The sequence below is a fragment of the Ruegeria sp. P10 genome (assembly GCF_056534925.1).
Window position 1 is genome coordinate 1 of record NZ_JBQERJ010000012.1, and the last position, 17,128, is coordinate 17,128.

A 17,128-nucleotide genomic window follows, 5' to 3' on the forward strand; every position below is an offset into this window, starting at 1 on the left:
CTGCGGTCAGCGTGGTCTTGCCGTGGTCAACGTGGCCAATCGTGCCGATGTTGACGTGCGGTTTTGTACGCTCAAACTTTTCCTTTGCCATTCCTCAGGCGCCCTTTTGCGATTTGGGGGACCCTTGGTCCCGTGGTTACATCTGCGCGCGCGAGATATTTGGTTCAAAGGGGAAAATCAAGCACATCCTGAGGGAAAAGCGCTTATCCTGCCGGATTTTGCGTGACCTCGACAGATTCCAACGGCTGGATAAGGTCCGGCCGTTTGTCGAACCAGCCATTTTCCTTGTGCTCTTCAGCCAGCCATTCCTCGACCCGGTCGGCTATCTTGAGGGCCAGACCGCTCATCTGTTCTTCTTTTGTGCGCTCATGCCCCGATCCTTTGAGGGCACTTCCGCCGGTGGTGTCTTCCAGCACCTGGAATTGCTTACCCTTGGCCAGAAACTCTTTTTTCTTCACGTCATAGACGTTGACCAACACAATCGCAGTGCTTTTGGGGTTGTAGATCACAGGGATCCCCGGCGGGGCCAGCATGTAACCTTCAAGGCTGATGCCAAGGTCATAATCCTGTGAGCCTTCGTAACGCCCCAAACGAATATCAACCGCGTTCTGGATCGCTTTTGTCCATTCGTCAGGTGTGGCGTCCCGCGATACAGGTCCCTGAACGGCCTTGTCCGCAAAGGCATAATTCACACGAAGCTTGAATTCTCCGAGGGATTCAGGCGGCTCATACACCTGTGTCTGTGTGCAAGCGGCCATCAGGGCCAGTCCGGTGATCAGCGTCAGAATGCGCAACATGTGTCGTCTCGATAGGCCTGTTTTTGTTGATCTAGCGCACCGATACGGGTTGTGCAAAGCCGTATCGGCGGAAATTCACCCGCGCAGCAGCGCGATCACGAAAACTTATAGTCGCGCGGGAAGCCATAGGGCGGTTTTTTCCCGACACTGGCGCGTTTTGCCAGCCATTGCGTCATATCCGCCTCATGTCGGGTCTTGTCGCCGCCCATGGACCATTTGAGACCGTCTTCCCAGTTGAACGTCGTGATGTCGGACAAGCCCCCATCCAGCTCAAGCGTTCCCTGACGGCCCCGCGCCATATTGTATTTCTGCAAACGCACGCCCTTGCCGCGACCCATCTCTGGCAGTTCTTCCGTGGGGAAGACCAGGAATTTGCCGTTTTGGGACACGACAGCGACATGATCGCCTTCCACAGGCTTACAGATCATGGCCGTCTCATCACCCTTGACGTTCAGCACTTGTTTGCCGTTGCGCGTCTGCGCCAGCACGTCATCTTCCGGCACCATAAAGCCGTTGCCCGCGTCCGAGGCCACCAGCAGCTTGCGCCCCGGCTTGTGGATCAGGATGTCGATGATCTGCGCCTCGTTGGGCAAATCCACCATCAGGCGCAAGGGCTCGCCCATGCCGCGCCCGCCAGGCAGGTTGGCTGCGCTGACAGTATAGAATCGGCCATTCGAGGCAAAGACCAGCAACCGGTCGGTCGTTTCCGCGTGGAAGATGAAACGCGGGCCGTCGCCGTCCTTGAACTTCAACTCTCGCTTCAGGTCGATATGGCCGGTCATGGCGCGAATCCAGCCCATCTGCGAGCAGACGACCGTGATCGGTTCCTTGTCGATCATCGCCTCAAGCGGAACTTCCTCGACCTGCCCCGCCTCGGCAAACCGGGTGCGGCGCGCACCGCCTTCATAATCTTTGCCAAAGGTCTTTTTCGTCTCTTTCAATTGCTCGGCAATCTTGGCCCATTGCAGGGCGGGGTCGGCCAGCAGATCTTCGAGATTGGCGCGTTCTTCCATCAGCGCGTCGCGTTCGCGAACCAGCTCCATCTCTTCCAGACGGCGCAAGGAGCGCAGGCGCATATTGAGGATGGCGTCGACCTGAACTTCCGACAGCTCGCCCTCGCCCGGCTTAGGCGTGACGTAGTCAGATTCGTCGGTGGCGCGAACGTGGTCGATGCCCCAATCCTCGCGCATCAGCGCGGCCTTGGGGTCGTCGTCATAACGGATGATGTCGATCACACGGTCGAGGTTCAGGAAGGCGACGATAAAGCCTTCGAGCACTTCCAACCGGTGGTCGATCTTGGCCATGCGGTGACGCGAGCGGCGCAGCAGCACCTCTTGCCGGTGATCGAGGAAGGCTCGCAAAACTTCCTTCATCGAACAGACCTTGGGCGTCACCCCATCGATCAGCACGTTCATGTTCAGGCTGAACCGCACCTCGAGGTCCGAGTTGCGATAAAGCATGCCCATCAGAACCTCGGGGTCCACGTTTTTCGAACGCGGTTCAAGGATCAGACGGATATCGTCGGCGGATTCGTCGCGCACATCTGCGAGGATCGGGATTTTCTTGGTCTGGATCAGTTCCGCGATCTTTTCGATCAGCTTGGATTTCTGAACCTGATAGGGAATCTCGGTGACCACGATCTGCCACTGGCCACGGCCCAGATCCTCGACCTCGAACTTGCAGCGCAGTCGGAACGAGCCGCGCCCGGTGCGATAGGCTTGCGCGATGTTCTCGGGCGGTTCGACGATCACGCCACCGGTCGGAAAATCCGGGCCGGGGACATAGTTCAGCAACGTGTCGTCCCGCGCGTCCGGTGTTTTGATCAGGTGCAGGCAGGCGTCGCAAAGCTCCGAGATGTTGTGCGGCGGGATGTTCGTGGCCATGCCGACGGCGATACCGCTGGCGCCGTTGGCCAAAAGATTCGGAAACTGCGCAGGCAGCACCACAGGTTCGGTCAGCGTGCCATCATAGTTGTCGCGGAAATCCACGGCGTCTTCGTTCAGACCTTCCAGCAGCGCCTCGGCCACGATGGTCATCCGCGCCTCGGTATATCGCGAGGCCGCCGGATTGTCGCCGTCGATATTCCCGAAATTCCCCTGCCCGTCGACCAGCGGGTAACGCACGTTGAAGTCCTGCGCCAGGCGCGCCATTGCGTCGTAAATCGCGGCGTCGCCATGCGGGTGGTAATTACCCATCACGTCGCCGGAAATCTTGGCGGATTTGCGAAAACCTCCGGTTGCGCTGAGTCGCAGCTCTCTCATCGCAAAGAGGATTCGCCGGTGCACCGGCTTCAATCCGTCCCGCGCGTCCGGCAGGGCGCGGTGCATGATTGTGGACAGCGCATAGGTCAGGTAACGCTCGCCTATCGCGCGGCGCAGCGGTTCTGCAACCTCACCCCCGTGGTCGGGGGCCTCCATGTTGGGGTCGTCGATCGTATCGTTCATATATGATGTGATACGACGCAAGAACGCCTTGGTAAAGCAAGCAACGCGTATTTTACTGGGGACAAGTCGGGCTTTTTGCAACAGGGGGAGGCAAGTCGGTGTTTTCCCCGAATTTTCGACTCTGCCCTTCTATTATGCTACCATTCCAACAATTGAATGATTGCTGCCTTTTTTGTTGTTACGATTGAATTGGGGGATGCGCCATGACGCGCCTTGTACTTGTTACTTTCGCCGCGCTCGGCTGGGCTTTTTACGTGATGAGCGGAGGTCCGGACTTTGAGCCGCGCGGGGTCCGCACAGCGGAGCCCGAGCGTGTTGCCATTGTCCCGAAACCTTCAAGACCAGCTATCGAACCCGCGCCCGCGGAAACGTTGGTCGTGCGCGCCGCGGTGAAGCCTCCGGCGCCGGTCGCACCGGTCACTGAACCTGTCGCCGAATTGGACGAAGCAGAAACCAAAGCGCTGTTGTCGCAAGTCGCGGCTGGTCTGAAGGCAAACCCCTCACTGTTCGCTGACGAAAACGTCACTCTGACCCTTGCATCGCTGGAACAGGGTCTGGCCTCTCTCGAACAGGTCACCACCGACGCCGAGCTACCAACGGTCGAACTGCCCGCCCCTGTCGAGGCCGCCAAGGATATCCGTGAAATTTCGGGAACCCGCGTGAACCTGCGCGATGGGCCGGGGACGATCTATCCGATCATCGGCAAAGCCAGGATCGGCCAGCAGGTTGAGGTATTTGGGGACTCAGGTACCGGCTGGTTGCGCCTGCGCGTGTTGCCGGGGCAACAGGTTGGGTGGATTTCGGCATCACTCGTCCGGAAAACAACGAACTGACATCGAAGTGTCATTGCCCTGCCGCAAACCCCGCCATAGCTATGGGCGGGGATCAGGCTCGGAAGGTATATGCAGAAATCGATTCTTATCACGGGATGCTCGTCAGGCATCGGTCTGGACGCAGCACACGGGATGCGTGCACGAGGCTGGCGCGTTTTTGCATCCTGCCGCCAGCAACGCGACTGTGATCGCCTACGCGCACAGGGCTTTGAAAGCCCCAGAATCGACTACACTGATGCAGACAGCATTACATCGGGCTTGTCCCACGTTCTCGAGGCTACAGGCGGCTCTCTGGATGCCCTTTTCAACAATGGCGCACATGGCTTGCCCGGCGCGGTTGAGGATGTTCCGACGGATGGCCTGCGCCATATATTTGAGACCAATGTCTTTGGCTGGCACGAGCTGACCCGACAGGTCATTCCCGTCATGCGGGAACAGGGTCATGGCCGGATTGTGCAGTGTTCCTCGGTTCTGGGGCTTGTCGCCTTCCCGTGGCGCGGCGCATATGTCGCCACAAAATACGCGATCGAAGGGCTGACCGACACGCTGCGGCTGGAACTTCGGGATACCGACATCCACGTCGCCCTGATCGAACCCGGCCCCATCACCTCAAAACTCCGGGAAAAGGCGATCCCATTGTTCGAGAAATACATCGACTGGGAAAACTCGGCCATTCGGGAGAAGTATGAAGGCTCACTGCTTAATCGCCTTTATGAAAGCAGTGGGCCAGACCGATTTGAACTGCCCGCCTCTGCCGTCACGGACAAGCTGGCCCATGCGGTCGAGGCCCGACGCCCCAAACCACGTTACTATGTGACCACTCCGACATATATCGCCGGGATACTGCGCCGCATTCTGCCTACAAACGCCTCTGATCGAATCCTTTCGGATATCTGAGACGATATTTCCCGTTCGCTTTTCGACGCCCTGACGCTAGATGGGTGGTAATCGAAAAAAACCGGACGGTGACTTCAAATGGACCTTGTGATGGTCATTCTGCTTCTGGCTATGGCGGCAGTTGTCGTAGTGCTGGCTTTAGGCATCGCGAATTTCGGCAAAGGCGGCATGGAAGCGGCCAAGAAAAGCAACAAGATGATGCGCCTGCGCATTCTCTTTCAGTTCATCGCCGTGTTGCTGATCGTGCTTTTCGTGTATCTGCGCGGACAGGGAGTTCAATAAATGGTCGTACTCAACAAAATCTACACACGCACTGGCGATGACGGGAAAACCGCCCTGGGCAACGGAGAGCGCGTGGCAAAATATTCGGGCCGCGTTGCAGCCTATGGCACCGTGGACGAACTGAACGCTTTTGTCGGCGTGGCACGGACCGAGGCCGAAGGTGATGTCGAAACCGCGCTGTCGCGCATTCAAAATGACCTGTTCGATCTGGGTGCCGACTTCTGTCGCCCCGACATGGAAAAAGACGCCGAGGCCGATTATCCCCCCCTACGCATCGTGCCTGCCCAGATCGACCGGCTGGAAGCCGAGATCGACGCAATGAACGAGACGCTGGAACCTCTGCGCAGTTTCATCCTGCCCGGTGGCTCGCGCTTGGCAGCACATCTGCATGTCTGCCGGACCGTTTCGCGCCGGGCGGAACGGCTTGCGGTCGAGCTGACGAATATGGAGCCCGTCAACGACGTGGCGGTCAAATACCTCAACCGTCTCAGCGACTGGTTCTTTGTTGCAGCACGCTGCGCAAACGCAAACGGCAAAGACGACGTGTTGTGGGTTCCGGGCGCGAACCGCTGATCGCGAAATACAGAGTCGCGGGTAATATTCTTTCGCCACTTGGCAAAAAAATTGCAAAACGCGACGTCCCGACGCCATGACGTGACGATTTTGCTCTGTTGTGCCACTGCGGCAGGCGCTATCTAGTCGGTCGAGAGCATTGGTGGAGTCGCCTGCGCGGCTTACCGTTTTTTTGAGGAGAAAGCGCTACAATGAAGGTACTGGTGCCTGTCAAACGCGTGATTGACTACAATGTGAAGGTCCGCGTGAAAGCGGACGGTAGCGGTGTTGATCTCGCCAATGTCAAAATGTCGATGAACCCGTTCGACGAGATTGCGGTGGAAGAAGCTATCCGCCTGAAAGAAGCCGGCAAGGCCGACGAGGTCGTTGCTGTTTCGATCGGCGTGAAGCAGGCGCAGGAGACGCTGCGCACGGCGCTGGCCATGGGGGCTGACCGCGCAATCCTGGTTGTGGCGACTGACGATGTACACACCGATATCGAGCCTCTGGCCGTTGCCAAGATCCTGGCCAAAGTGGTCGAAGAAGAGCAGCCCGGCATTGTTCTGGCAGGCAAGCAGGCGATCGACAACGACATGAACGCCACCGGCCAGATGCTGTCGGCGCTGTTGGGCTGGTCCCAGGGCACCTTCGCGTCCGAGCTGGACATCGAAGGCGACACCGCCAAGGTCACCCGCGAGGTCGATGGCGGCCTACAGACCATCAGCGTCAAGATGCCCGCCATCATCACCGTCGACCTGCGTCTGAACGAGCCGCGCTATGCCTCGCTGCCCAACATCATGAAGGCGAAGAAAAAGCCGCTGGACGAGAAAACCGCCGCCGATTACGGCGTCGACGTCACCCCGCGTCTGGAAATCGTCAAGACCGAAGAGCCGCCGGCGCGCGCGGCGGGCATCATCGTGGGCTCGGTTGACGAGCTGGTCGAGAAACTCAAAGAAGCGGGGGCTGTGTAATGGCTGTACTTCTGCTTGCCGAAGTGAACAACGGCGAATTGGCGATGGATGCGACCGCAAAGGCCGTGACCGCCGCGAAAGTGCTGGGCGACGTGACCGTTCTGGCCGCTGGTGGGTCTGCCGCTGCTGCCGGTGAGGCCGCCGCCAAGATCGACGGCGTATCCAAGGTTCTGGTCGCCGAAGACGCATCGCTGGGCCACCGCCTGGCGGAATCGACCGCAGCCCTGATCGTGGGCCTGGCCGATGGGTATGAGCACATCGTTGCCCCTGCCACCACCGACGCCAAGAACGTGATGCCGCGCGTTGCAGCGCTGCTGGACGTGATGGTGATCTCGGATGCCTCGGGCGTGGTCGATGGCTCTACGTTTGAGCGCCCAATCTATGCGGGCAACGCGATCCAGACCGTGAAGTCGAACGACGCCAAGAAGGTCGTCACCATCCGGACCGCCAGCTTTGACGCTGCCGGCGAAGGTGGTTCGGCCGCGGTCGAGACCGTGTCGGTCGGCGAGAACCCCGGCCTGTCGTCCTGGGTTGAGGACAAGGTTGCCGAAAGCGACCGTCCAGAGCTGACCTCGGCCGGCGTTGTTGTTTCGGGCGGCCGCGGTGTCGGCTCGGAAGAAGACTTCAAACTGATCGAAGCCCTGGCTGACAAGCTGGGCGCTGCGGTTGGTGCGTCGCGTGCGGCCGTTGACTCGGGCTATGCGCCGAACGACTGGCAGGTGGGTCAGACCGGCAAGGTTGTTGCCCCAGATCTGTATGTCGCCGTCGGTATTTCGGGCGCGATCCAGCACCTGGCCGGCATGAAGGACTCGAAGGTCATCGTGGCGATTAACAAGGACGAAGAGGCGCCGATCTTCCAGGTCGCCGATTTCGGCCTGGTCGCAGACCTGTTCCAGGCGGTACCGGAACTGACCGAAAAGCTCGGCTGAACCGGATATCCGGATTGATCTGTAAAGGCCCGCCAACAGGCGGGCCTTTTTCAGTTCAGGTTCCGCAAGGCGATTAGCAGGTGTTCGGCAATTTCTCGATGCGCGGACGGGCCGATCATATGTTCCGCAATTGGCTGCTGAAGCGTTCCGAACATTACGTCTTCGAGAGCATCCGATCGCGCGGATACAGCGACCGAAACCTCGACGACATCTGCGCATAGCGGGCGTAGCATTTCGATCATGGCGGCGTCGGGCACGATATGGTCGACATGCGATCCGGTTTGCCGCTGCACATGCAGCCAAAGCAGAACCACGCCGGGTTCGACCCGTTCTATCAAGTCCCCGGTGGCGCGTATCCAGACCTCTCGCAGCTCCTGCGTTACGACTTCGAATCGTGCGTCTTCTGTTGCGCTCAGCTGCTCCAACAAATGGCGCACAAAATGGATTTCCGTGAAGTCAACATCCGGGTACAGCCCCAGCAAGTCCGCGGTGGGTTCAAGGAACCGATCGTTGCGACGCGGGTGCACGCGGTAAAACCGGTTCGATTGACGCAGAAGATCGGGCACCTGCAACACGCACAGGTCTGACTGATTGACCAGATTCAGCACCCCCGGATCAGTGGACAACGCTTCGATTCCGCAAAACAGGCTGCCGAAGTTTACGCATGGCTTTCCCAATCGCTTCTCAAGCACGGCAGGAAACGGGTAATCGACGAATCTGCCGAAAGTTTCCTCTCCTCCCAGACAGGCCACATAGGGCTGGTTCAACGTGCCGGGTGGACCCCGGAACCAAAGTTTCGAGTTGGCATATTGGCAGGCGGACTCCCCGCCGCTGTTTGTCTGATGAAAGCTCATATCAAGCCCCCGTTTTCTCACCCGGTGCCATCTTGCGGCCTTAGATATTGAGATTTTCCTAATGCGCGCATTTGAAGCGAAATTGACCGCCTTGATCCTCTTGCCGCCTGCCCCGGTCTGCCGATACTGTCGCGGTATCCTACAGGGCAAAGGCAGCTGAACATGGAAGTTAAATCGGTCGGGGTGATTGGCGCGGGGCAAATGGGCAACGGCATTGCCCATGTTATGGCGTTGGCGGGATACGACGTCTTGCTGAACGATGTCAGCCAGGATGCTCTGGACAACGCCATTGCCACAATCGAAGGTAACCTGGCGCGGCAGGCGTCGCGTGGCAAAATCACCGAAGAGGCGATGAAGGCTGCACTGAAACGGATTACGACCACGCTTGAGTTGCCGAAACTGGGCCAAACCGATCTGGTTATCGAGGCAGCAACCGAGCGGGAAACGATCAAGCAGGCGATTTTCGAGGACCTGCAACCTCACCTGCTGCCGCATACGATTCTGACGTCAAATACATCCTCGATTTCCATCACCCGCCTGGCAAGCCGCACGGATCGGCCCGAACGGTTCATGGGTTTTCATTTCATGAACCCTGTCCCTGTTATGCAGCTGGTGGAATTGATCCGCGGCATCGCCACGGATGAAGAAACTTTCAAGGCCTGCAAAGCGGTGGTGGATCGGTTGGGCAAAACGGCGGCCAGCGCCGAGGACTTTCCGGCCTTTATCGTGAACCGGATCCTGATGCCCATGATCAACGAGGCTGTCTACACACTCTATGAAGGTGTGGGGAACGTTCAATCCATCGACCAGTCCATGAAACTTGGGGCGAATCATCCCATGGGCCCGCTGGAATTGGCGGACTTCATCGGGTTGGATACCTGTCTGGCGATCATGAACGTGTTGCATGACGGGTTGGCCGATACCAAATACCGCCCCTGCCCCCTGCTGACGAAATATGTCGAGGCCGGGTGGCTGGGGCGCAAGACCGAGCGCGGCTTTTATGATTACCGTGGTGAAGTTCCGGTACCGACACGCTGAAGGGGGCCAACCCCCTCGCCCGGACTTTGTCCGGGCTCACCCCCGGGATATTTTTGGCCAGATGAAGACGCGGGTCAGGTCTGTTCCGACTTGCCCAGAGACATGGTGTGATTTCTGAGCCAGGCCATGAAACCGCGCGGGTCGCGTTCCAGCAGTTCCATGTCGCGGTCTGAAATCGGTTCGCCGATCACCGGCGACTGAGGTTTGTTGCAGGATCGGACGATCTCGTGCAGCAACAATCCCTGCCGGAGAATTGCAGAGACACGGTTGGCGATCTGATACCAGCGCGAATTGCTGCCCGGAAAGAAAATCGGCACGACACGCGCGCCTGAACGGCGGATCATCTTGGCGGTGAACACGTTCCATTCCCGCTCGATCGCAGGCCCGAACCAATCATCCGAGGACATCACAACACCGGATGGGAACAGCGCCACAACGCCGCCGTTTTTGAGATGTTTCATGGCTTTGCCGCGCATTTCCAGCATCTTGGCCTGCGCCTCGGGGTCATGTGGGAACGGAACCGGAATCATGAATGACGTGGCCGCTTCGTCCAGCCCTGTCAGGACCGAACGGGTCAGGATGCGGTAATCGCTGCGCACCCGACCGATCAGTTCTGCCAAAATCATGCCATCGACCATACCGTGCGGGTGGTTCGCGACAACAACAACCGGGCCGGTCTTGGGAATGCGGTCAATCTGTTCCTGCGGTGTGGTCAGGTCGATTCCCATAGTCTTGAGGGCACCGCCCCAGAACCGCTGGCCGCGATAGTATTCGTTCTTTTTTTCGAACTTGTTGACCATGCGCAAAATGGTCAGCTTGCCTGTGCACCACTCGATGGCCCGAATGGCGGTCGCTGTCCAGGCATCGTCGAATGAATTCGCATAGGTCAGCGTTCTACGGTCGTAGATCTCACCCTGATCTGTGGTCCCATCCACCACCGGGTTTGTCTTGGTCTCGTGCGTCGTTTCCGCCAATTCCTGGTCTTCCCGTTCTTCCTGTCCCGGCGGGGTGGCTTAGAACCCCTCTCCGAACTTGTCGTTCACAAGCGTTTCCAGAGCTTCTGCCAATGCCTCAGCATCCGGCCCGGACGTCTCGACGTCAATAGTTGTTCCGCGCGATGCTGCCAACATCAAAAGGCCCATGATGCTGTCGCCCGATGCAGAAAGTCCGTCTTTTGACACCTCAGCATGTGCATCAAACCCCTCGACTACCTCAACCAGCTTTGCCGAGGCGCGTGCATGCAGGCCCTTTTCATTGATAATTTTTAGGCTTCGGCTCGTCATATTCAATAATCCGTTTTTAATCCAATGTCACATTCTGCGCATTGATGTACTTCCGTCCAGCCTCCATTGCCTGACGGACGGCATCACCAATGGGCAAGTGGCGACTTTTGGCCAATTTGATCAGCATCGGCAGGTTTGCCCCATACAGAATACGCCGATCCTGAGGCGCGCAGGCACGCAGGCTGAGATTCGAGGGGCTTCCGCCAAAGAGGTCGGTGACAACAACGACACCATCTCCGGTGTCCACTTCGTCCGCGGCACGGCAGATTTCGGCCTGTTTTTCGTCCCGATCATGGTCAGCCTCGATCGCGACCGCCACGAGGCTGGCCTGTGGTCCGACCACGTGTTGTGTGGCGGCCAGGTATTCCTGAGCCAACCCACCATGTGCAACGATCACAATTCCGATCAATCCGACCTCACATTCAACGACCGACGTTCCATCTCGCGATGCCTAATTGCCACCTGCTGCCCGTCTTCCGCAAGGGCCTTTGCAACGGCCTCTGCCAGGGCAACTGATCTGTGCTGGCCCCCTGTGCACCCAAACGCCACGGAAAGATGCGCTTTGCCCTCGGCCCGAAAAGCCGGCAGCAACAGGGTCAGCAAGTCCAGCACACGTTCAAAAAACGGTAAGTAGTTAGCGTCTGACTGCACATAGTGCGCAACGTCAGGGTTTCGACCATCCGCTGCGCGAAATTCCGGGCGCCAGTACGGATTCGCCAGAAATCTGCAATCGAACACCATGTCCAATCCACGCGGCAGACCGCGTTTGTAAGAAAAGGATTCGATGGAAACCGCCAGATGCCGCCCGCCTTGCGGGGCGAACCAGTTCTCGACCTCTTCCCGCAGCTGATGCACATTCAGAAGGCTGGTGTCGATCAGTGTATCCGCAATCTCACGTATCGGCGCCAGCAGCTCTTTTTCGCGCTGAACGCCGGTTTCCGGGCTGGCATTCTTGGCGACGGGATGCCGCCTTCGGGTTTCTGAAAACCTACGCACCAGAACATCATCACTGCAATCCAGGTACAGAACCGTCAGATCGACCTGCGCCAAACGGCCCAGCTTTTCAGCCAATTCTATGAAACCGATCGTCGAAAAATCACGGTTGCGGGCATCTATACCCAAAGCCATCGGACGGTCGCTGTCAGCACTGTCGAGCAAGCGCGACAAAAGACCCATCGGCAGATTGTCGATGGCTTCAAAGCCCAGATCTTCCAGCACATGAATGGCTGTGGATCTGCCTGCCCCAGAGGGCCCCGTGACAAGTACGATCCGTCTTTGCGATGTCATGTGTTCGGCCATTCCGGGTTTACGTGCCCATTTCCTAGAAGCTGCATCATCGCTACAGCCAAGTTGGGCACGCCCGCGCCCCTAAGCAAGGGAACAGTTTGCCTCAGCACGGAAACCGTCAAAGGGTCGGGCAGACGCTCGGGCTCAGGCTGATCCAGATCCACCACGTAATCCAGCGGAACCGGACCGCTGGGTTCGGCTTTGATCAGGCCAATTTGGCGCGCCTCGATCAAACCGCGAATCTGCGATACGGCCGAAGCGATCACCCGATTCTGCTGCATCTCTAGATTGACTCGGTCATCGGCGACCAGTTTCGCGCCGAACGCCATCATTTGCAACGCCAGCCCGGACTTCCCTGTGCCGGACGCACCGATGATCAAAAGCCCGCGTCCGGCAACCGAAACGCAGGAGGCATGAACACAGGCGCTGTCCTGATCTTTCGCGAGTGACAACGAATCAATATGCATGGATTTAGACGGGCAACCCCACGACAAAGCGGGCACCCAGCGGATCCGATGTGATATCGGCCTCTGTCGGGCGGATGTTCTCAGCCCAGATCACCCCGCCATGCGCTTCGACAATCTGCTTGGAGATCGCCAAGCCGAGACCCGAGTTATTGCCGAAATGTTCCGCCGGACGCTGCGAGTAGAAACGCTTGAACACTTTGGTAAGCGCCTGTTCGGGAATCCCCGGGCCAGTGTCTTCGACAACCACCAGCACGCGGTTGTCCCGCTGCCGGACCCAAACGCGAATTGCGTCATTTTCCTCGCAGAACGAAATGGCGTTGGTGATCAGATTGACAAAGACCTGCGCAAGACGCGCTTCCAGCCCGTTGATCACAATTGGCTCAGAGGGCAGATCCGTAATGTAATCGATGCCCTTGGAGCGTGCATCTTCACCCAGATACTGGCCGAGATTGCCCAGCAGCTTAAGCAGGTCAAAGGGCTGCTCTTCTTCCTTGACCAGTTCCGCATCCAGACGCGACGCATTTGATATGTCGCTGACCAGCCGGTCCAGACGCCGTACGTCATGCTCGATCACGTCCAGCAGCTTGTCGCGCTGATCCTCGCGCTTGACCATCCGCAGCGTTCCCACGGCGGATTGCAGGCTGGCCAGCGGGTTTTTGATTTCATGGGCGACATCGGCGGCAAACTGTTCGTTTGCGTCGATCCGGTTGTAGAGCGCGGTCACCATACCCCGCAAAGCGCGGCTGAGACGCCCGATTTCATCAGGACGGGCGCTGAGGTCGGGAATGCGGATGCGCCCGGGATTGACACCCGTGCCCCGGTCTTTGCCCATCTCTGCCGCGGATGCCAGATCGGCCAGCGGGTTCGCAATGGTCGAGGCCAGGACAAGGCTGAGGCCCACGGAAACCAGCAGGGCCACGACAAACATCTGAAGAATGCGCTCCTGCTCGCGGCGGGCAAGCGCGTCGATTTCACCAGCCGGGCCGGTAATCGCCACCGCGCCGGCGGGTACATCCTGATAAAGAACTGGTGCCGCAGCCACGATGACCGTCTCACCCGCTCCATCTTGTACCGCCTGCACCTGGCTTTGACCGGCAATCGCTTGTGGAATAATGGTCTGAACACGCTGCGCCAACGTCGGTGCCTCGGTGTCAGTCGACCAGTTCAGCAGGTTTGACAAACCCGTCCAAACGGCATGCAGCGTGTCGCTGATCACCGTACTGCCGGTCTGCATCTCGGCCTCGGATTGCAGAAGAACCGGCATGTCAGAGGCTTGCGGAGCACCACGTGTCCAGCCGATCAGCGTGCCACTGGCGTCATAAACAAAAACCTCGCCCCCTTCGGGTAAGGTGAGGCCAGACAGGGTATCCTTGACGTCCAGGTTCCCGGCATTCTGCCCGGATTGCTGTGCGCCCTGACGCAACTGGGTTTCAAAAACGTTGCTGACAAGTTGCGCATCGCCCAGCAGATTGCGGGCGGTCTGCTGAACCTTCTCTTTTCGCGAGTCGTCCAGATACAACAACCCAGTGACCAGGATCACCAGAGCGATCAGATTGAACGTGATGATTTTGCGCGCCAGAGGAGAACCACGCAGCGAAAACAGGTTTCTCCGCGATCGCTTTTCCCTCAGCTCCGCTGACTCGGGGTCCTGGGGAATGACCCAGTCATCCCCAAGAACGACGTCACCGTCGCGCAATTCGCTGGCTTGTTCGGTGTCGCGCACGAGACCCCATTACCTCTTGCAGGCGGCGGCGCCTATTCTTCGTTGTACCGGTAACCGATACCATACAAGGTTTCGATCGCCGAGAACTCGGGATCAGCCGCGCGCATCTTTTTCCGCAGACGCTTTATGTGGCTGTCGATCGTCCGGTCATCCACATAGACCTGATCATCATAGGCGACATCCATCAGCTGGTCGCGGCTTTTGACGAATCCCGGACGTTGGGCCAGCGCCTGAAGCAGCAGGAACTCGGTCACGGTCAGGGACACATCATTACCTTTCCAGCTGACCGCATGGCGCAGCGGGTCCATCCGCAAGTCGCCGCGCTCCATGACTTTGGTGTCATTGCTGTTGGATGCGACCGCATCGCCGCTTGTCGCCTCTTGCCGGCGCAGCAAGGCCCGAATGCGTTCGACCAGCAGACGCTGCGAAAAAGGTTTCTTTACATAGTCATCCGCGCCCATGCGCAGGCCCAAAACCTCGTCGATCTCATCGTCTTTCGAGGTCAGAAAGATCACCGGCATCTGCGTCTTCTGACGCAGCCGTTGCAACAGATCCATGCCGTCCATCCGCGGCATCTTAATATCCAGAACAGCCATGTCCGGCAGTTTCTTGTTGAACGCATCCAACGCGGCCTGGCCATCATTATATGTTTCAACCTCGAAACCTTCGGCTTCGAGGGTCATGGATACAGACGTCAGAATGTTTCTATCGTCATCCACAAGTGCAATCTTTGACATCGGGCTCACCCCTATTCCTGCTCACTCGCGCAATAATTCGCTTATTTGTAAGGCATTGTTGGCGGTTTTAAGACGCCGAATCAATCCGTAACTGCGAATCATGCCTTTGTTGCGGCAGGTCTGCGGCAAATTTGCCTTTATGCCCGCAAAAATCTGCCCGCTTTTCCGACATTGAATTTCTGATGGCGCTAAACCCGGACTTGGTTGCGCTAACTGCGTCAAACCCGCCTGTTCATGCCATGAACGACCGTGATAAGACGCGCTCAGCCGCCGGTTTTCCCGGCTCACTGCCCCAAAGGCGCAACGGCCAACGACCTTCGCGCCGCCACAGGAGAAGACACACATGACATCTGGACGGGTTAACCCGCAATTCCGCCTCGAAGATCAGGGCATCGAGGGTCTGGGCAATGTCTATTACAACTTCATGGAGCCGGCGCTGATCGAAGAGGCGCTGAAGCGCGGCGAAGGCACACTTGGCAATGGTGGAGCGTTCCTGGTTACCACAGGCAAGTTCACCGGCCGGTCGCCAAAGGACAAACACGTCGTCAAGACCGACACCGTTGCCGACACCATCTGGTGGGAAAACAATGCCGAAATGAGCCCCGAGGGCTTTGACGCGCTGTACGAAGACATGCTGGCTCACATGAAGGGCCGCGATTATTTCGTGCAGGACCTCGTCGGTGGTGCGGACCCGGCTTACGCAATCAATGTACGAATGGTTACCGAGCTGGCGTGGCACAACCTGTTCATCCGCCACCTTCTGCGTCGCCCGGACCGCGAAGATCTGGATGAGTTCACGGCCGATTTCACTGTCATCAACTGCCCCAGCTTTCAGGCCGACCCGGCAAAGCATGGCTGCCGCAGCGAGACTGTGATTGCGATGAACTTCGACCGCAAACTGATCCTGATCGGCGGCACTGAATATGCCGGTGAAAACAAGAAGTCCGTTTTCACCCTGCTGAACTACATGCTTCCTGAAAAAGGCGTGATGCCGATGCACTGCTCGGCCAACCATGCTGTTGGCAACCCGGTCGATACGGCCGTGTTCTTTGGCCTGTCCGGCACCGGAAAGACCACCTTGTCCGCAGATCCTTCGCGCATACTGATCGGGGATGACGAGCACGGCTGGTCCGATCGCGGCACCTTCAACTTCGAAGGCGGTTGCTATGCCAAGACCATTAACCTGAATGCCGAGGCAGAGCCGGAAATCTATGCCACCACTTCGAAGTTCGGAACCGTGATCGAAAACATGGTCTTCGACCCCGAAACCAAGGAACTGGATTTCGACGATGACTCGCTGACCGCCAACATGCGCTGCGCCTATCCGCTTGAATATATCTCGAACGCATCCAAAAGCGCACTGGGTGGTCACCCGAAGAATATTATCATGCTGACCTGCGACGCGTTTGGCGTTCTGCCTCCGATCGCGCGGCTGACGCCGGCACAGGCCATGTATCACTTCCTGTCGGGTTTCACGTCAAAAGTCGCCGGGACCGAACGCGGCATCACCGAGCCGCAGCCGACATTCTCGACCTGTTTCGGCGCGCCGTTCATGCCCCGTCGCCCTGAGGAATACGGCAATCTGCTGCGGGACAAGATCGCCCAGCACGGCGCGACCTGCTGGCTTGTGAACACCGGCTGGACCGGCGGCGCCTATGGCGTGGGCAGCCGGATGCCGATCCGCGCGACACGCGCCTTGCTGACCGCCGCTCTGGAAGGGTCCCTGCGCGACGCCGAGTTCCGCAAGGATGCCAATTTCGGCTTTGACGTTCCAGTCTCTGTCCCGGGGGTTGCCGAAGTTCTGCTGGACCCGCGCCGTACCTGGGACGATCAGGCAGCCTTTGACAAACAGGCCGAAAAACTGGTGCAGATGTTTGCCGAGAACTTTGAACAATATCTGCCCTTCATTGACGATGACATCAAAGCCGTCGCAATCGGATAAATCAGGAAAAGGGGCCACAGCGCCCCTTTTTTACTACACTCACTGTGCTTCTCCCTAAGGTTGTTTGTCGCAAAAAGCACATACAATTGCGT

Annotated in this window: 19 protein-coding genes; 8 read left to right on the top strand and 11 right to left on the bottom strand. The window is 58.3% G+C overall.

Annotated features, from left to right (window positions below; genetic code table 11):
* The 3 genes from ACR0FB_RS17910 to parC all read right to left on the bottom strand — a co-directional run.
* On the bottom strand, window positions 1-91 hold a 91-nt coding region (locus ACR0FB_RS17910), incomplete at its 3' end, for a GTP-binding protein (protein WP_215675807.1).
* A gap of 112 nt (window positions 92-203) precedes the next feature.
* Complete coding sequence (locus tag ACR0FB_RS17915; protein WP_480621542.1) at window positions 204-797, bottom strand: hypothetical protein; 594 nt, start codon at window positions 795-797, stop codon at window positions 204-206.
* Between the two features lie 95 nt (window positions 798-892).
* Window positions 893-3,241: a DNA topoisomerase IV subunit A gene (gene parC / locus ACR0FB_RS17920; RefSeq protein WP_171724866.1), complete on the bottom strand. Its 2,349-nt coding sequence runs from the start codon at window positions 3,239-3,241 to the stop codon at window positions 893-895.
* Between the two features lie 203 nt (window positions 3,242-3,444).
* Here parC and ACR0FB_RS17925 point away from each other — a divergent pair, with 203 nt between their 5' ends.
* The 6 genes from ACR0FB_RS17925 to ACR0FB_RS17950 all read left to right on the top strand — a co-directional run bounded on the left by ACR0FB_RS17925 (window position 3,445) and on the right by ACR0FB_RS17950 (window position 7,705).
* Window positions 3,445-4,074 (top strand): SH3 domain-containing protein, encoded by a 630-nt coding sequence (locus ACR0FB_RS17925; RefSeq protein WP_480621543.1) that lies wholly within the window; start codon window positions 3,445-3,447, stop codon window positions 4,072-4,074.
* A gap of 69 nt (window positions 4,075-4,143) precedes the next feature.
* A complete protein-coding gene (locus ACR0FB_RS17930) occupies window positions 4,144-4,971 on the top strand; it encodes an SDR family NAD(P)-dependent oxidoreductase (RefSeq protein WP_480621544.1) in 828 nt (275 codons plus the stop codon).
* Window positions 4,972-5,049: 78 nt separating this feature from the next.
* Window positions 5,050-5,253: a twin transmembrane helix small protein gene (locus ACR0FB_RS17935; RefSeq protein ID WP_152457110.1), complete on the top strand. Its 204-nt coding sequence runs from the start codon at window positions 5,050-5,052 to the stop codon at window positions 5,251-5,253.
* On the top strand, window positions 5,254-5,826 hold the full coding sequence (locus ACR0FB_RS17940; RefSeq protein WP_152457109.1) for a cob(I)yrinic acid a,c-diamide adenosyltransferase: 573 nt from the start codon (window positions 5,254-5,256) through the stop codon (window positions 5,824-5,826).
* A gap of 191 nt (window positions 5,827-6,017) precedes the next feature.
* Window positions 6,018-6,776 carry an electron transfer flavoprotein subunit beta/FixA family protein gene (locus ACR0FB_RS17945; protein WP_171637528.1) on the top strand — a complete coding sequence of 253 codons (759 nt, stop codon included), beginning with the start codon at window positions 6,018-6,020 and terminating at the stop codon, window positions 6,774-6,776.
* Window positions 6,776-7,705, top strand: a complete 930-nt coding sequence (locus ACR0FB_RS17950; protein WP_480621545.1) for an electron transfer flavoprotein subunit alpha/FixB family protein — start codon at window positions 6,776-6,778, stop codon at window positions 7,703-7,705. Before ACR0FB_RS17945 ends, ACR0FB_RS17950 begins: the two co-directional genes overlap by 1 nt.
* Window positions 7,706-7,755: 50 nt before the next feature.
* Here ACR0FB_RS17950 and ACR0FB_RS17955 read toward each other — a convergent pair whose 3' ends face one another.
* Window positions 7,756-8,559: a DUF6473 family protein gene (locus ACR0FB_RS17955; protein ID WP_480621546.1), complete on the bottom strand. Its 804-nt coding sequence runs from the start codon at window positions 8,557-8,559 to the stop codon at window positions 7,756-7,758.
* Between the two features lie 162 nt (window positions 8,560-8,721).
* On the opposite strand from ACR0FB_RS17955, the gene ACR0FB_RS17960 reads away from it, so the two are divergent.
* Window positions 8,722-9,597: a 3-hydroxybutyryl-CoA dehydrogenase gene (locus ACR0FB_RS17960; protein ID WP_171637532.1), complete on the top strand. Its 876-nt coding sequence runs from the start codon at window positions 8,722-8,724 to the stop codon at window positions 9,595-9,597.
* 74 nt (window positions 9,598-9,671) lie between these two features.
* On the opposite strand, the gene ACR0FB_RS17965 is transcribed toward ACR0FB_RS17960, so the two are convergent.
* From ACR0FB_RS17965 to ACR0FB_RS17995, 7 genes are read right to left on the bottom strand one after another with little or no spacing between them, the layout of a single operon-like run.
* A complete protein-coding gene (locus ACR0FB_RS17965; protein ID WP_480621547.1) occupies window positions 9,672-10,571 on the bottom strand; it encodes a lysophospholipid acyltransferase family protein in 900 nt (299 codons plus the stop codon).
* A gap of 39 nt (window positions 10,572-10,610) precedes the next feature.
* A complete protein-coding gene (locus ACR0FB_RS17970; RefSeq protein WP_152457104.1) occupies window positions 10,611-10,880 on the bottom strand; it encodes an HPr family phosphocarrier protein in 270 nt (89 codons plus the stop codon).
* 16 nt (window positions 10,881-10,896) lie between these two features.
* Window positions 10,897-11,289 carry a PTS sugar transporter subunit IIA gene (locus tag ACR0FB_RS17975; protein WP_152457103.1) on the bottom strand — a complete coding sequence of 131 codons (393 nt, stop codon included), beginning with the start codon at window positions 11,287-11,289 and terminating at the stop codon, window positions 10,897-10,899.
* The gene (rapZ, locus tag ACR0FB_RS17980) at window positions 11,286-12,167 is read right to left on the bottom strand and encodes an RNase adapter RapZ (RefSeq protein WP_152457102.1); all 882 of its coding nucleotides are present in this window, start codon (window positions 12,165-12,167) and stop codon (window positions 11,286-11,288) included. The genes ACR0FB_RS17975 and rapZ overlap by 4 nt, the downstream gene beginning before the upstream one ends.
* Entirely contained in the window at window positions 12,164-12,619 is a 456-nt protein-coding gene (locus tag ACR0FB_RS17985) for an HPr kinase/phosphorylase (protein WP_480492386.1), read from the bottom strand. Before ACR0FB_RS17985 ends, rapZ begins: the two co-directional genes overlap by 4 nt.
* A 19-nt stretch (window positions 12,620-12,638) precedes the next feature.
* The gene (locus tag ACR0FB_RS17990; protein WP_480621548.1) at window positions 12,639-14,357 is read right to left on the bottom strand and encodes an ATP-binding protein; all 1,719 of its coding nucleotides are present in this window, start codon (window positions 14,355-14,357) and stop codon (window positions 12,639-12,641) included.
* Between the two features lie 32 nt (window positions 14,358-14,389).
* Window positions 14,390-15,094 (bottom strand): response regulator transcription factor, encoded by a 705-nt coding sequence (locus ACR0FB_RS17995; RefSeq protein WP_171169148.1) that lies wholly within the window; start codon window positions 15,092-15,094, stop codon window positions 14,390-14,392.
* Window positions 15,095-15,437: 343 nt separating this feature from the next.
* Between ACR0FB_RS17995 and ACR0FB_RS18000 the strand changes: the two genes are divergently transcribed.
* Window positions 15,438-17,036: a phosphoenolpyruvate carboxykinase gene (locus tag ACR0FB_RS18000; RefSeq protein WP_209835297.1), complete on the top strand. Its 1,599-nt coding sequence runs from the start codon at window positions 15,438-15,440 to the stop codon at window positions 17,034-17,036.
* Window positions 17,037-17,128 lie beyond the last annotated feature (92 nt).